The sequence below is a fragment of the Xanthobacteraceae bacterium genome (assembly GCA_019454205.1).
GTDB lineage: Bacteria > Pseudomonadota > Alphaproteobacteria > Rhizobiales > Xanthobacteraceae.
Genome location: CP075369.1, coordinates 2,378,250 through 2,392,625, shown reverse-complemented (window position 1 = coordinate 2,392,625; position 14,376 = coordinate 2,378,250). Strand labels below are relative to the sequence as shown.

Annotated in this window: 15 protein-coding genes; 12 read left to right on the top strand and 3 right to left on the bottom strand. The window is 60.0% G+C overall.

Annotated elements, in window-relative coordinates; translation table 11 throughout:
- The first annotated feature begins 23 nt into the window (after nt 1-23).
- The gene (locus KF794_12030) at nt 24-1,154 is read left to right on the top strand and encodes a chemotaxis response regulator protein-glutamate methylesterase (GenBank protein ID QYK44492.1); all 1,131 of its coding nucleotides are present in this window, start codon (nt 24-26) and stop codon (nt 1,152-1,154) included.
- Nucleotides 1,151-1,999 carry a protein-glutamate O-methyltransferase gene (locus tag KF794_12025; protein QYK44491.1) on the top strand — a complete coding sequence of 283 codons (849 nt, stop codon included), beginning with the start codon at nt 1,151-1,153 and terminating at the stop codon, nt 1,997-1,999. Before KF794_12030 ends, KF794_12025 begins: the two co-directional genes overlap by 4 nt.
- A gap of 73 nt (nt 2,000-2,072) precedes the next feature.
- Here KF794_12025 and KF794_12020 read toward each other — a convergent pair whose 3' ends face one another.
- Nucleotides 2,073-2,582 carry a hypothetical protein gene (locus KF794_12020; protein ID QYK44490.1) on the bottom strand — a complete coding sequence of 170 codons (510 nt, stop codon included), beginning with the start codon at nt 2,580-2,582 and terminating at the stop codon, nt 2,073-2,075.
- A 217-nt stretch (nt 2,583-2,799) separates the two neighbouring features.
- Here KF794_12020 and KF794_12015 point away from each other — a divergent pair, with 217 nt between their 5' ends.
- From KF794_12015 to KF794_11995, 5 genes are all read left to right on the top strand, one after another.
- Nucleotides 2,800-3,744, top strand: coding sequence for an ABC transporter ATP-binding protein (locus KF794_12015; GenBank protein ID QYK44489.1), 945 nt, complete (start codon nt 2,800-2,802; stop codon nt 3,742-3,744).
- Complete coding sequence (locus tag KF794_12010) at nt 3,741-4,502, top strand: ABC transporter permease (GenBank protein QYK44488.1); 762 nt, start codon at nt 3,741-3,743, stop codon at nt 4,500-4,502. The genes KF794_12015 and KF794_12010 overlap by 4 nt, the downstream gene beginning before the upstream one ends.
- A 334-nt stretch (nt 4,503-4,836) precedes the next feature.
- Nucleotides 4,837-5,862, top strand: a complete 1,026-nt coding sequence (locus tag KF794_12005) for a PAS domain-containing protein (protein ID QYK44487.1) — start codon at nt 4,837-4,839, stop codon at nt 5,860-5,862.
- Between the two features lie 238 nt (nt 5,863-6,100).
- Nucleotides 6,101-6,349 (top strand): hypothetical protein, encoded by a 249-nt coding sequence (locus KF794_12000; protein QYK44486.1) that lies wholly within the window; start codon nt 6,101-6,103, stop codon nt 6,347-6,349.
- Between the two features lie 320 nt (nt 6,350-6,669).
- Nucleotides 6,670-7,056, top strand: coding sequence for a hypothetical protein (locus KF794_11995; protein ID QYK44485.1), 387 nt, complete (start codon nt 6,670-6,672; stop codon nt 7,054-7,056).
- A 329-nt stretch (nt 7,057-7,385) separates the two neighbouring features.
- On the opposite strand, the gene KF794_11990 is transcribed toward KF794_11995, so the two are convergent.
- Nucleotides 7,386-8,105: a response regulator transcription factor gene (locus tag KF794_11990; GenBank protein QYK44484.1), complete on the bottom strand. Its 720-nt coding sequence runs from the start codon at nt 8,103-8,105 to the stop codon at nt 7,386-7,388.
- Nucleotides 8,106-8,466: 361 nt separating this feature from the next.
- Between KF794_11990 and fliI the strand changes: the two genes are divergently transcribed.
- The 5 genes from fliI to KF794_11965 all read left to right on the top strand — a co-directional run bounded on the left by fliI (nt 8,467) and on the right by KF794_11965 (nt 12,217).
- Entirely contained in the window at nt 8,467-9,795 is a 1,329-nt protein-coding gene (gene fliI, locus KF794_11985; protein QYK44483.1) for a flagellar protein export ATPase FliI, read from the top strand.
- Between the two features lie 24 nt (nt 9,796-9,819).
- Nucleotides 9,820-10,227 carry a flagellar export protein FliJ gene (gene fliJ / locus KF794_11980; GenBank protein ID QYK44482.1) on the top strand — a complete coding sequence of 136 codons (408 nt, stop codon included), beginning with the start codon at nt 9,820-9,822 and terminating at the stop codon, nt 10,225-10,227.
- A 148-nt stretch (nt 10,228-10,375) separates the two neighbouring features.
- Entirely contained in the window at nt 10,376-10,885 is a 510-nt protein-coding gene (locus tag KF794_11975; GenBank protein ID QYK44481.1) for a sigma-70 family RNA polymerase sigma factor, read from the top strand.
- Nucleotides 10,882-11,376, top strand: a complete 495-nt coding sequence (locus KF794_11970; GenBank protein QYK44480.1) for a hypothetical protein — start codon at nt 10,882-10,884, stop codon at nt 11,374-11,376. Before KF794_11975 ends, KF794_11970 begins: the two co-directional genes overlap by 4 nt.
- A gap of 37 nt (nt 11,377-11,413) precedes the next feature.
- On the top strand, nt 11,414-12,217 hold the full coding sequence (locus KF794_11965) for a hypothetical protein (GenBank protein ID QYK44479.1): 804 nt from the start codon (nt 11,414-11,416) through the stop codon (nt 12,215-12,217).
- Here the strand turns inward: KF794_11965 and flhA are convergent.
- The gene (gene flhA, locus KF794_11960; protein ID QYK44478.1) at nt 12,214-14,328 is read right to left on the bottom strand and encodes a flagellar biosynthesis protein FlhA; all 2,115 of its coding nucleotides are present in this window, start codon (nt 14,326-14,328) and stop codon (nt 12,214-12,216) included. The genes KF794_11965 and flhA overlap by 4 nt on opposite strands.
- Nucleotides 14,329-14,376 lie beyond the last annotated feature (48 nt).

Below are 14,376 nucleotides of genomic sequence, written 5' to 3'. Positions count from 1 at the left end.
CGTAACCCCGGAATTTCCGTTTCATGCCCATACCGCGTCCGCTGCCTGCTGCCAGAACCGCGTCTCCGATCCGGGTGATGATCGTCGACGACGCGGTGGTCGTGCGCGGGCTGATTTCGCGCTGGATCGGCGTGGAATCCGACATGGAAGTTGTACGCGTCTGCAAGAACGGGCGCGAGGCGCTGGAACAGGCGGAGGCGGCGCGGCCGGATGTCGTGCTGCTCGACATCGAGATGCCGGAACTCGACGGCATCGCCACCCTGAAGGAGCTGCTCGCGCGCAAGCCGGGCTTGCCGGTGATCATGGCGTCGACACTGACGCGGCGCGGCGCGGAAATCACGCTGAAAGCACTGTCGCTAGGCGCCGCCGATTGCGTGCCGAAGCCCGACATCAATCGTGTCATCACCGCTTCCGAAGATTTTCGCCGCGAGTTGATCGATAAAATCCGTCATCTCGGCAAGCGCATCGCGCAGGTTCAACCGCTCGTGCGCCGCGAGCCGCGATTGCCGCAAGCCTTCGCGCAGCAGGCGGCAGCGAACGAAATCAAGCTGCGCGCGGTTTCGAGAATTGCGCCGCGCGCCATTCTGATTGGTTCGTCCACCGGCGGGCCGCAAGCGTTGCACACTTTGCTCAAGGGATTGGCGCCGGCCGTGGACCGCGTGCCGGTGCTGATCGTGCAGCACATGCCGCCGATTTTCACCGCTACGCTCGCCGAACATCTTGGCCGTGCCGCTGGCAAGCCTGCGCGCGAAGCAATCAACGGCGAGCCGCTAAAACCCGGCATGATCTACGTCGCCCCTGGCGGCAAACACCTTGCGCTGATCCGCCGCGATACCGGACCGGAAGTCCTGATCGACGACGGCGCGCCGATTCATTTCTGCAAGCCGGCGGTGGACGCCTTGTTCATGTCGGCTTCGCACGCGCTTGACGGACGCGCTGTCGGCATCGTGCTGACGGGCATGGGCACCGACGGCAAGAAGGGCGCGCTATCGATCGCCGATAATGGCGGCAACATCATCGCGCAGGACGAAGCCACCAGCGTTATCTGGGGAATGCCGGGCGCGGTAGCGAATTCCGGTGCGTGCTGCGCCGTACTGCCGCTCGGTGAGATCGCCGCGCGCACGCTCAGGATTATTTCAGGAGAACGCTCGTGACGCCGCAGGATTACGCTTATCTGAGCAAGCTCCTGAAGGAGCGCTCCGGTCTCCAGCTCGCGGGCGACAAGCAGTATCTGCTGGAGAGCCGCCTGCAGCCGATCGCGCGCGAACGCAATTGCGGCTCCATCGGCGAACTGGTTGCGAAACTGAAACAGGCCACGGAAGAGCAACTGCGCGCACGCGTTACCGAAGCGATGACGATCAACGAGTCGTTCTTCTTCCGCGACAAAACGCCGTTCGAGCGTTTCGAGGACACTGTCATCCCCGCGCTGCTGAAAAACCGCGCCGAGGCGAAGCGCATGCGCATCTGGTGTGCTGCAGCGGCGACGGGACAGGAGCCGTATTCGCTTGCCATGATGATCAAGCAGCGGCCGGCGCAATTCGCGGGCTGGAAGATCGACATTATCGCGACCGACATTTCCAATGATGTGCTGGAAAAGGCGCGAAGCGGCCTCTACACGCAATTCGAGGTGCAACGTGGATTGCCGATCCAGTTACTTCTGAAATATTTTAAGCAGGACGGCGATCAGTGGCGCATTGCGCAGGAATTGCGCGACATGGTGCAGTTCCGCAAGCTGAACCTGCTGGATAACTTCTCCAGCCTTGGCGTGTTCGACGCTGTATTCTGCCGGAATGTGCTGATCTATTTCGATGCGACGACGAAAGAAAGCGTGCTGACGCGGATCGCGCGCAGTCTCGCGCCGGACGGCCATTTGCTGCTCGGCGCGGCCGAAACGGTGGTAGGCCTGACCAAACTGTTCGTGCCGATGCCGGAGAAACGCGGGCTTTACATTCATGCCGCGGCGGCGGCCGCGTTGAAGGCACCTGCGCGCGTCGCCTGATCGTCGCGAAATCAACAAAAAACCCGCCGTCTACGGCGGGTTTTTCGTTTCGCGAAATGTGCGATATGCGGGTCTAGCCCTTCGGCATAGATGCTTCGATTTTGTCGTAGTACTTTTTCACCAGCTCGATGTTTTCCGGATACTGGACCGGCTTCACGTTCTTCAACGCGCTGTTGAGTTCTTCCAGCGCCTGCTTCTTCTCAGGGGCCGGGATCGATTTGTCCGCTTCGATTTCTGCGATCTCGCGCTTGATCTGCTCGGCCGGCTGGATGAACGTCTTCGTCTTCGGATCGAGGCCTGCGAAAATCAGGTTGATGCTGACGGAAACGGCGTCCAGTTCATCAAGGTTGGCGAAGCCGTGCTTCTTGGCAGCGGCTTCAAGCTGCGCGAGCAGTTTCGGGTCGGGTTTGTCGCCCTTGATCTGCGACGTCACCGCGTTGATGTCGCTCTGCGCTGCGATGTAGCTCTGTACCTGCTTCTCGGTCAGCTTGATCTCTTTCGGGCCGTCCTGCGCGGCAGCGGGCGCCGCGGCGAAAGCCAGCGCGGTCAGCGCGAGGGCGGCCGCGCGGAAAATCTTGAGCATGGGAAGTTTCCTCTGGGGAATGAAAAGTGAATCGCGGCGGGAGTGAGGGGCCGCATTGCGGCCAATCTTGGACCGGACGAATCTTCCGGAGAATTCGCATGAAATTTACGCATGGCCGTCGCCCGCGTGCGTTGCTGCATTCCGTCCCGCCGATGCATTGCGAAACGGCGGTACACATGCCATCTGCTCTCGCATCCGTACAGATACATAGTTTTTCATGCAGCCGATCATTCAAATCTCCGGGCTATCGAAGACCTACGCCACCGGCTTCGATGCGCTCCGGAACATCAATCTCGAAATTCGCCGCGGCGAAATCTTCGCGCTGCTCGGCCCCAACGGCGCGGGCAAGACCACGCTGATCGGGATCGTCTGCGGTACGATCAATCCGAGCAAAGGCACGGTGCGGGTCGACGGACACGACAACGTCACGGACTTTCGCGCCGCGCGCGAAATGATCGGACTGGTGCCGCAGGAACTTACGACCGACGCCTTCGAATCCGTGTGGGCGACGGTCTCGTTCAGCCGCGGGCTGTTCGGCAAGCCGAAGAATCCGGCCTATATCGAGAAGATTCTCAAAGACCTGTCGCTCTGGGACAAGAAAGACAACAAGATCATGACGCTTTCCGGCGGCATGAAGCGGCGCGTGCTGATTGCGAAGGCGCTCTCGCACGAGCCGAAGATTTTGTTCCTCGACGAACCAACTGCGGGTGTCGATGTCGAGTTGCGCAAGGATATGTGGCAAGTGGTGCGCGATCTGCGCGCGTCGGGCGTCACCATCATTCTCACCACGCATTACATCGAAGAAGCCGAAGATATGGCCGACCGCATCGGCGTCATCTCCAAGGGCGAGATCATCCTCGTCGAGGAGAAGAAGGAACTGATGCGTAAGCTCGGCCAGAAACGCCTCACGCTCCAGCTTCAGGAAAAGCTCTCCGCACTGCCGGAAAATCTGTTTGGCCGCGCGCAGCTTTCGCTTTCGCAGGCCGGCGACGAACTCACTTATACGTATGACACGCAGGCAGAGCGTACTGGCATTACCCGGCTGCTTGCGTCTCTCAACGAAGCTGGCATCCGGTTCCGCGATCTTTCCACCAAGCAAAGTTCGCTTGAGGAAATCTTTGTCGGTCTTGTACACGGCGATCGTAATGGAGGCGCGAAATGAACTGGCGCGCAGTCCACGCGATTTATCGTTTCGAGATGGCACGCACCGCGCGCACGCTGATGCAGAGCATTCTCGCGCCGGTGATTTCGACCTCGCTTTATTTTGTGGTGTTCGGTGCAGCCATCGGCTCGCGCATTACCACGATGGAAGGCGTCGATTACGGCTCCTTCATCGTGCCGGGCCTCATCATGCTGACGCTGCTGATGCAGAGCGTGATGAACGCGAGCTTCGGCATCTACTTTCCGAAGTTCACCGGCACGATCTACGAACTTCTATCCGCGCCGATCTCGTTCATCGAAATCGTGATCGGCTATGTCGGCGCGGCGGCAACGAAGTCGATCGTACTCGGCCTCATCATTCTCGCGACTTCCTATCTGTTTGTGCCGGTGAAGATCGCGCATCCGTTCTGGATGCTGTCGTTCCTGGTGCTCACGGCGGTGACTTTCAGCCTGCTCGGCTTCATCATCGGCATCTGGGCCGACGGCTTCGAGAAATTGCAGGTGGTGCCGCTGCTCATCATCACGCCGCTCACCTTCCTCGGCGGTGCATTCTATTCGGTGAATGTGCTGCCGCCGTTCTGGCAGGTCGTGACCTTTTTTAATCCCATCGTCTATCTGATCAGCGGGTTCCGGTGGAGCTTCTATGAAGTCGCCGACGTGAACGTAAGCGTAAGCATTGCGATGACGCTGGTGTTCCTTCTCGCATGCCTTGCCATCATCTGGTGGATTTTCAGGACCGGATACCGGTTGAAGAACTAAACGTCGGAGCCAGATACCTCCGATCCCAGCAAATTTCATTAAGGTGCATCGCGGTATGCATAACTGCCTACTAGCTTTTTGCATTCAATCAATTTATTCCCGCCGCTGTTCGTTATCTGACGAAACTAAATCTTTGTTCGATGGCGAAGAAATGCGGCAAATGAGAACAGTGATTTTTGCAAAGCATCGCGGGCTTGATCCGCGTGCTGGAGGCCGCCACCTCACGGCGCTGTGACACTCGCTCTCTCCTGAAATGCTTGACTCACTCTCGAATAATCACAGTATTCGAGAGCAGAGTTCCGCTTTGACTGCCGCAGGGATGTGGAGGCAGATCGTGTTGGAATTTTTCGCGAACGTGAGCACGAGTGAGATTTGGCTCGTGCGGTTTCTCGAATCACGACTTCATTGCGGGCTGATGCAGCGCAGGCTCGGCTCCGACGAGATGTATTGGTCTCGTGGGATGTTCACAATTCTTGATCTTGATCCAGCGGTCGATAAGCCTTCTTTCTCGCTCCTGCAAAGCCTGCAACACCCAGATGATCGCGTGAGTATCGAGCGTGCAAACGCTAATATCGAGGCTGCGAAGCCGCTCACCCGGCGCTATCGTGTAATTCGCCACGACGGCACTATGCGGGTGATCGCGGAGTATATCGAAATGCTATTCGATTCGGCCGGAAAGCCCGACCGCTCGATCGGTGTGATATGCGATGTCACCGAGCAGGCTGGCCTGGAAGCGCAAACAAAATTGCTGGAAAAGCGTTTCGAGGCGATTACACGCTACACCGGACTGATCGTGAATATTCTTCGTCCAGACGGCGCCGTTACGGGCATCGTCGGCAGCGGCCCAGAGCACGATGACGAATTGAATCGGCGGCTGGGGTATCTCTGGAAAGACCTGATTCATCCGGAGGACGTGCAAGCGACGCTCGCTTCGTTCAAGCAGGCAGTCGACAACAGGCAACTCGTAATAAGAGAGCACAGGATTAAGCAACGAGATGGGGAATACAGATGGCGCAGGTCGATCTGGACGCCGGTTCTGGACGATCAAAGCAACTTGAAAGAGTTCGTCTCGGTATCTGAAGATATTGAAGGCGAAAAAGTCGTTCCGAAATGCAGCGGGAAAAATTGCAGAATAACCGGCGCACAGATCAGGGCGGCGCGGGGCATAGCACGCTGGTCGGTGCAGCAATTGGCGGATACAGCCTGCATTTCACCTTCCGTGATCCGAAGAATTGAAGACTATGACGGCGTAACCGAGGGAATTGCGGATACTCTCTCCTCGATTTGCGATGCTTTTGCGAAAGCGAATGTCGAGTTCATCTTTCCGCGGACCGGCAAACCAGCGGTTCGTTTAGCCTGATTTTCGCGATTTTTTACCGCGTCGCAAAGGCAATCCGAATTTGATAAAATTTGTGTCGCGAGGCGGACTTATCGTGAGCAGGCCGATAAATTTTGCTCTGTTCGATTTTTTCGACCGAACGTGCCCGCAAATTTTCGCGGCGATTTCCCGTTTCCCGTAATCTTCGGCGCAAACCGGATTTACCCCCTTTGCCGGACGATTCCCTACGCTGCCATAGGGCAAATGATTCGGAGGGCTCATGTTTCTGGAAGGAAAGGCGCAAAATAACGAAGCGGTGCGAGACGATTCGCAGGCATATACCGCTTCCCAACTCGAAGTCGCTTCCTATATCGGCGATATGACTTCGGAGCTGCAGGCGATGGCCCACAAGTCCGGACTTACAGTTCTGGCTTATGTGCTGTCGATGGCTCTTATGCGGGTAAGACAAATAGAATCTGGGTTGCCGACGATTGTCGAATCGTCTGAGAAATCCTGTAGGGTCGGCTAATTTTTTAGCCGTCTTGAACCGCCAAGACATCCTTACCGGAATATTTTCATCGTCAGCCATTCTCCTGCCACAGTCAAAGAATATATTCCTAGTCAATCCTGCTCGACGAAGGGCGCTTCGCGAGGCGTCGCATGAGCGGAGCGGGAGGCGGCGCTTCTGCGCCTCGCGTTCGCAGCGCGGGTTCAGGAGCGGCTTCGGGGCACCGCCCGGCGAGACTAGACTCGCCTGCCGGGAGCACGGCTGACGGAGAAGCGCGTTCTTGTTTGCGCTTCACGAAAAGCGCGGCCCGAAGCCGGAAAAACGCCGATACGGAGTGCTGCATGGCGCCCGCGTTTCGTTCGCGAGAGCGAAACGCCACAAAGGACGATGTTTGCGCCTTGCGGCGCTCCGTCCCCTTCTTTCAACAATCCGGGCTGGAACGCGCCGCGGAAAGGATTGGTATTGGCCAAATCGCTTCGTCTCGTCAGCGACATTCTCTCGATCCCGCATCTTTGCGATCGCGCGGCATGTCGGCGCGCGAAGCAGTGCAGGGGAAATGCGGCGCGATGCCTCTCACTGTATTCGGAGTGCGTTCCGCGGAGGCGCGCGAATTCGTCGTCGATCTGCTCGTCTCGCGCGAGTTCGGTTACTCGTTCGCGGAGGCGATGCAGATTTGGGGTAAAAATATAAGCGCGCTCGCGTATTTTGATAAATCGTTGAAAGTGTAAATCTTCAAATGCTAGCGTTTAAGAATTATTGCCACTCAACCTTATTGCCAATGGAGATTCGCAAATGCCGAATTGCAAACGTTGTGGCGGAGATGAATATATCTCGTGCAGTCGATGTGACGGAACAGGCTCGGTGTGGCCAGGTATTCCGACAATGGCAAACGAAAAGGATGAATGCAGCCGCTGCGACGGTACCGGCGACCTTCGATGTAATGTGTGCGACGGTACCGGATCGGTAGGCGACGACGATTAGTTTACTTATCGACGAGGTAACTCAAACAAAAACCCCGGCCTCAGGCCGGGGTTTTGAATCTTGTATGCCGTTGACGTTACGCGGAGATGCGTGCGTCCGCGGCGGTGGGTTCGCGCAGCACGTAGCCACGGCCCCATACAGTCTCGATGTAGTTCTTGCCTTCCGGCCAGTCCGGCGCCTTCGAGGCATTCGCGAGCTTCTTGCGCAGCTTGCAGATGAACACGTCGATGATTTTCAGTTCCGGCTCGTCCATGCCGCCGTAGAGATGATTGAGGAACATCTCCTTGGTGAGCGTGGTGCCTTTGCGGAGCGAGAGCAGCTCCAGCATCTGATATTCCTTGCCGGTGAGGTGCACGCGGGCACCGTCTACTTCGACCGTCTTCTGGTCGAGGTTCACGACGAGGTCGCCGGTATTGATGACCGACTGCGCATGACCCTTGGAGCGGCGCACGACCGCATGGATCCGCGCAATCAGCTCGTCCTTGTGGAATGGCTTGGTGAGATAGTCGTCGGCGCCGAAGCCGAGACCCTTCACCTTGTCCTCGATGCCGGCGAGACCCGAGAGGATCAAGATCGGAGTCTTGATCTTCGCGACTCTCAACGACTTCAGAACTTCGTACCCGGACATATCGGGCAGGTTCAGATCGAGGAGAATGATGTCGTAATCGTAGATTTTTCCGAGATCGACGCCATCGCCGCCGAGGTCGGTCTTCCAAACGTTAAAGCTCTCCGACTTCAGCATCAGTTCGATGCTTTTCGCCGTCGCGCTATCGTCTTCGATCAGCAGAACGCGCATGCCAATCCCCTATCCAGGCCTCTTTGGGGGACGAAACCAATTCCAGGACCCGCCCCGCCTGCGTGCCCGGACTGACTCTTTTCTCGACTCGCGACGCTAACCAGCAATGGTTAACAGAATCTGATTCTGTCCCACAAGAGCGATCTGTGATTTTCTTCGCGAATCGCCGTAACCTGCTGGCAAAACGCGATATTTCCCAGATCGCCCGGTTAAAGTCCGACTTCAAGAAGCCAGGCCAAGCGACACCCTTGAATAAGACCCGCGTCCTGCGGCTCCTTCGATCCAAGGCATGACCCGATCATTAACGAAGCCGGTAAAGATCGGGTAAACAGACACTTGGCCCGTTAAGCGGTGATTCTCCATGAAGGCGCTGGCGGAACAGATTTCCGAACTGGACGGCACGGTCATTTATGGCCGCGTGGCCGCCGTGAAAGGCCTCATGATCGAGGTCGCGGGACCGGTTCACGCCATGCCGGTCGGTGCCCGTCTGGTGCTGGAAACCGGCACGGGAGAGGGCGTTCCCTGCGAAGTAATTGGCTTTGCCGGCGACAATGCCCTCGCCATGCCCTTTGCGGCGGTCGAGGGAGTCCGTAGAGGCGCACGGGCCATCGTTTCCCGTGCAGGCAACGTAGTCCGGCCCTCGGCCTCCTGGCTGGGCCGGGTCGTTAACGCCCACGGCCAGCCGGTGGACGGCAAGGGGCCGATCCTGCCCGGACCGTCTCCTTATTCTTTTCGCACGCCGCCGCCTTCCGCCCATGCGCGCAAGCGCGTCGGCAGCCCGCTCGATCTCGGCGTGCGCGCGCTGAATACGTTTACGACCGTCTGCAAGGGACAGCGCATGGGCATCTTCGCCGGCTCCGGCGTCGGCAAATCGGTGCTGCTGTCCATGCTCGCGCGCTACACCGCCTGCGATGTTGCGGTGATCGGACTGATCGGCGAACGCGGCCGCGAGGTGCAGGAGTTTTTGCAGGACGATCTCGGCGAGGAAGGATTGAAGCGCTCGGTGGTCGTGGTCGCGACCTCGGACGAACCCGCCCTGATGCGGCGGCAGGCGGCACTCTTGACGCTCTCCATCGCCGAGTATTTCCGCGACGAGCAGAAAGACGTGCTGGTGCTGATGGATTCGGTCACGCGCTTCGCGATGGCCCAGCGCGAAATCGGCCTCTCCGCGGGCGAGCCGCCGACCGCGAAAGGCTATACGCCGACGGTGTTCTCCGAATTGCCGCGGCTGCTGGAACGGGCAGGGCCGGGTGCGGCCGATCAGGGCACCATCACCGGCATCTTCACCGTGCTGGTGGATGGCGACGATCACAACGAGCCGGTCGCCGACGCGGTGCGCGGCATCCTCGACGGGCATATCGTGATGGAGCGCGCCATCGCGGAGCGCGGGCGCTATCCCGCGATCAACGTATTGAAGTCGATCTCGCGCACTATGCCGAAGTCCAGCGACCCGGAGTTCTATCCTTCGGTGCTGAAAGCCCGGCAGGTGCTGGCGACCTATGGCGACATGGAGGAGTTAATCCGCCTTGGCGCCTACCGGCAGGGGTCTTCCCCGGAGGTGGACGAGGCGATCCGGCTCAATCCGGCACTGGAGACTTTTCTTTCCCAAGGTAAGGAAGAAAAAACCAATCTGGGCGATGGTTACCGCGCACTCGCTCAAATTGTCGCTAGTGCAGTATCCGAGTCTTAACCGGTCGCGTGGAGTATCGCCGGGATGAAATCGCGTGAAACCCTTATCCGCCTGAAGCGCTTTCAGGTCGACGAAAAGCGGCGTCAGGTCGCCCAGATCGAGGCGATGGTCGCCGAGTTTGAGCGCATGGCCTCCGACCTCGACCGCGAAATCGCCGTCGAACAGGACCGTGCCGGCATCAATGACCCCGGCCACTTCGCCTATCCGACCTATGCCAAGGCGGCCATGACCCGCCGCGACAACCTCAAGCGCTCGGCCTCCGAACTGCACGGCCAGCTCGAGGATGCCCGCGCGCAACTGGCCGACGCCTTCGAGGAATTGAAGAAAGTCGAGATCCTCGAGGAGCGCGATCAGGTCCGCGAACGCGGTCTGGAAGCCGCCCGCGAACAGGCCGAAATGGATCGCGTCGGCGCTCAGCGCGTCCGCGTCTAGGCAGTCCGATACCATCTTCCGTCGTCGAGCCGACGTAGCCTCTTAATTCCGGGGAGCGCTTCCCTTTCTGCGGACAGTCTTGCCGTGTTTGGCTAGATTGTGCGGCGGGGGAGTCGGCTTGGCTGCGCGATCGGACCGATTGCAAGACTTGATTTATGCCGTTGCAAACGGCGACGCGCCTGCGTTCGAACGGCTCTATCAACTCACATCGCCGCACGTTTACGGGACCGTGCTTCGGATCCTGCGCGAGCAGGATGCGGCGGCGGGCGCGGCCGAAGAATCCTATTTGCGGATATGGAGAGGTGCTGCCCTCTACGATCCGTCGGTCCATAAGCCGCTTAGCTGGTTGCTGACGATTGCACGCGCGACGGCGTTCGATGCTGCGCGCGGCAAGGCCAGCCTTCCGCTCGACGCCTATCGCCAGCCGATGCCGGAAGCGGAAAGCGACAGCGAAATCAGCGCCGACAGTCCCGAACTGAAGCGTCTGCTCGCGGCCTTCGCCGAACTGTCCGGCGACCTGCGCAGGATGAGCCTGCTCGCCTACTACGACGGCTGGAGCCGCGAGGCGCTCTCGCTCGAATTCGACGCGCCGCAAAGCACGATCCGGACCTGGCTGTTGCGCAGCCTCGAACATATCCGTTCGCGGGTGCCTGCATGAGCGTGCTGCACGACACCGACCTGATCGCGGGTGAGTATGTGCTCGGCACGTTGTCGCTGGAAGAACGCGAGGCGGTCGAGGCGCGCGCGGCCGAGGATATGGCCTATGCCGCTTCCATCGTGGTGTGGGAGCGCCGGCTAGGGCCGTTGAACGAACTGATTGCGCCGCGCAAGCCTCCCGCAGAAATCTGGACTGCTATCGTTGGAAGGCGGCGCGACACACCGCAGCTGCAGCGCGCGCGGCGCGACAGCTTCGCCGATATGGTGCACAGGCTTTCGCGCGAACGCGGCACCGATGTCGCGGCCGAACTGCTGGCCGATGTCCGGCGCTGGCGCTACACCGCCTTCGCAGGCGTGGCTGCGACCGCCATTTTGCTCGTCTATATCGGTTTTTCGCTGGTGGGCGGTCCCGTGATTGCAAGTCTGACCGGTCCGAAAGCCGCCCATGCCATCGAGCAGCCTATTGAGCAGCCGCTGAAATCCGGCCAATAGAACGTCCGCGCAGAAACTCGCTCAGGGCGTCGCTCCGATGACGGTTGTTTTCAGGTACCTCGCAGGCCGCATCATCAAGCTTGGCAATCTGCTGAAGGGTCCGTTCTACGTCCTCCACTGGATTGCCCCGAACCTGCGCTTCTCCATTCCACATCGCGCTGCGCCGCTGGTGCGAGGCCGCTCCGGCCACAAGATTCCGAAGATCATCTGGCAGACGAACTACACCGACCGCGTCACGCTCGCGGTCTATGTGAACTACCTGTTCAACCGGATGATGTCGCCGACCTACGAATACCGCTTCATGCTCGACGACGGGCGGGTGGCCTTCATCAAGGAAAACTATCCGCAATATCTGGCGACCTACGAGAAGATCCAGCTTGGCGCGGCGCGCGCGGATTTGTGGCGGCTGCTCGCGATCCATAAATTCGGCGGCGCGTACATGGATATCGACGCGCACACGGTCTGGCCGCTCGGCTACATCATTCCGAAGGATGTAGCCGAGCTTTACATGATCGACCGCAACAACCGGCTCACTAACTGTTTCTTTGCGAGCGTGGCGGGTAATCCGAACCTGCAAACGCTGATCGAGCGCATCGCGCAGAATGTTGAAAATCCGCAGACGATCCGCGTCCACGAAATCACCGGGCCGGGCGTGTTCGAGAAAATCCTGCGGCCATTACCGCTGCCGTTCGTATCGTATCGCATCACCTGTTTCCAGGGCACGTTCACGAACCAGTTCTTCCAGTACGTCGATCATCCGCAGGGGAAATATACGCTGACCCAGCGCACCATCGGCGTTGTGAAGGGCATCGAACTGCCGCCCGCGAAGAAGGACGGCTAGACACTGCCGACCGTTTTCAGCCGCACGCGCGGGTGAATCTCGGCCTGTGACATGACGGCGGTCTGCGGCCGGAAGCGCTCCACGATCTGGCGCACGAACGGCCGCGCGCTGGCGCTGCTCAGCAGGACCGGCGCTTCGTTCTGGCGCGCAGCGTCTTCGAAGCGTTCGCGTACCGCGTTCACGAATTCGGTGAGCTTCGAGGGCTGCATTGCGAGTGCGCGCTCCTCGCCCTGTCCGACGATGGACTCGGCGAAGGCCGTTTCCCATTTTGGCGAAAGGGAAATGAGCGGGAGATAACCGGCGGGCGAAGTGTGTTGCGCGCAAAGCTGGCGGGCGAGACGCACGCGCACCATCTCGACGATCTGCGAGGCATGGCGCGAACCCGGCACCGCTTCGGCGATGCCTTCGAGGATGGTGCCGAGGTCGCGGATCGAAACGCGTTCGGAGAGCAGGAGTTGCAGGACGCGCTGGATGCCGGACGCGGTGATCTGGCTCGGCACGATGTCTTTCAGCAACTCCGCCTGTTCCTTGGGGAGTTCTTTCAGGAGCTTCTGCACTTCCGCGTAGGAAAGCAGGTCGGCCATGTTGGCTTTGAGGATTTCCGCGAGATGCGTCGAGACCACGGTGGCCGCATCGACCACGGTGTAGCCGCGCAGGCTTGCTTCCTCGCGTAGCGAATCGTCCACCCATGTCGCGGGCAGGCCGAAGGTCGGCTCGGTGGTGTGGATGCCCGCGAGGTTCACCTGACCGCCCGCCGGGTCCATGACCATGTGGCTGCCCGGATGCACCTTGCCGGTGCCGGCATCCACTTCCTTCAGCTTGACGATGTATGTGTTCGATTCGAGCTGCACGTTGTCGAGGATGCGAACGGCGGGCATCACGAAGCCCATCTCGCTCGCGATCGAGCGGCGCAGCGCCTTGATCTGCTCGGTGAGGCGATCCGAACCGTCCGGGCCGTTGACAAGCGGCAGCAGCGCGTAGCCGATTTCGATTTTCAGGTCGTCGATCTTGAGCGCGCTGGAAATCGGTTCTTCCTGCGGGAGGCTCGGCTCCTTGCTCGCGACCTTGGCGGCCTGCATTTGCGCGGCCGCTTTATTCTTGCGGGTCGCGACGAAGGCGAGCGCGGCAGCGCCGCCGCCGAGCGCGAGGAACGGCAGCGAGGGGATGCCGGGCAGCATCGCCAGCACGATCATGACGCCCGCGGCCATGCCGAGCGCCTTCGGGTAATGCGAGAGCTGCTTGATGAGCGCCTTGTCGGCCGCGCCGGAAACGCCGGCCTTCGAGACGAGAAGGCCCGCCGCGGTCGAGACGATCAGCGCCGGGATCTGCGTGACGAGGCCGTCGCCGACCGTCAGCAGCGTGTAGACCTGACCGGCTTTGGCAAACGTCAGGCCCTGCTGCGCCATGCCGATCACGATGCCGCCGATGATGTTGATGAAGACGATCAGCAGGCCCGCGATGGCGTCGCCGCGCACGAACTTCGACGCACCGTCCATCGCGCCGTAGAAGGAGCTTTCGTCTTCCAGGTTCTTGCGGCGCTGGCGGGCGGTGTCCTCGTCGATCAGGCCTGCGGAAAGATCGGCGTCGATCGCCATCTGCTTGCCGGGCATGGCGTCCAACGTGAAGCGCGCCGCGACTTCCGCGATGCGGCCCGAACCTTTGGTGATCACCACGAAGTTCACGATGATCAGGATCGCGAACACGATGATGCCGATGACGAAGTTGCCGCCCATCACGAAGTTGCCGAACGCCTCGATAACGTGACCGGCGGCCGACGTGCCCTGATGGCCATGGGTGAGAATCAGCCGTGTCGAGGCGAGGTTCAGCGCGAGGCGGAACATGGTCGCCATCAGCAGCACGGTCGGGAAGGCGGAGAATTCCAGCGGACCCTGGATGAACAGGGCGGTCATGAGAATCAGGACCGAGAGGATGATCGACAGCGCCAGCAGCAGGTCGAGGACCATCGGCGGCAGCGGCATGATGAGGACGACGAGAATGCCGATGACGGCGGCGGCCAGCATCAGGTCGCCACGGCGCATCATGGCGCCGATCTCGCCCGCAGTCGGCATTTTCGGCTTGTAACTGACGTTGCCGGCGGTCGCGTCGCTCATAATGATTCTCCGCGCCCGTACAGGCGCGCTCCCCCGGCAAAAATTGCC

Excerpts from the sequence above, each read along its gene's own strand:
- KF794_11995 (QYK44485.1), top strand. The coding sequence starts at position 6,670 with ATGGCGCCCGCGTTTCGTTCGCGAGAGCGAAACGCCACAAAGGACGAT.
- KF794_11970 (QYK44480.1), top strand. The coding sequence starts at position 10,882 with ATGAGCGTGCTGCACGACACCGACCTGATCGCGGGTGAGTATGTGCTC.
- KF794_11990 (QYK44484.1), bottom strand. The coding sequence starts at position 8,105 with ATGCGCGTTCTGCTGATCGAAGACGATAGCGCGACGGCGAAAAGCATC.
- KF794_12000 (QYK44486.1), top strand. The coding sequence starts at position 6,101 with ATGTTTCTGGAAGGAAAGGCGCAAAATAACGAAGCGGTGCGAGACGAT.
- fliI (QYK44483.1), top strand. The coding sequence starts at position 8,467 with ATGAAGGCGCTGGCGGAACAGATTTCCGAACTGGACGGCACGGTCATT.
- fliJ (QYK44482.1), top strand. The coding sequence starts at position 9,820 with ATGAAATCGCGTGAAACCCTTATCCGCCTGAAGCGCTTTCAGGTCGAC.
- KF794_11965 (QYK44479.1), top strand. The coding sequence starts at position 11,414 with ATGACGGTTGTTTTCAGGTACCTCGCAGGCCGCATCATCAAGCTTGGC.
- KF794_12010 (QYK44488.1), top strand. The coding sequence starts at position 3,741 with ATGAACTGGCGCGCAGTCCACGCGATTTATCGTTTCGAGATGGCACGC.
- KF794_12015 (QYK44489.1), top strand. The coding sequence starts at position 2,800 with ATGCAGCCGATCATTCAAATCTCCGGGCTATCGAAGACCTACGCCACC.
- KF794_12020 (QYK44490.1), bottom strand. The coding sequence starts at position 2,582 with ATGCTCAAGATTTTCCGCGCGGCCGCCCTCGCGCTGACCGCGCTGGCT.
- flhA (QYK44478.1), bottom strand. The coding sequence starts at position 14,328 with ATGAGCGACGCGACCGCCGGCAACGTCAGTTACAAGCCGAAAATGCCG.
- KF794_12030 (QYK44492.1), top strand. The coding sequence starts at position 24 with ATGCCCATACCGCGTCCGCTGCCTGCTGCCAGAACCGCGTCTCCGATC.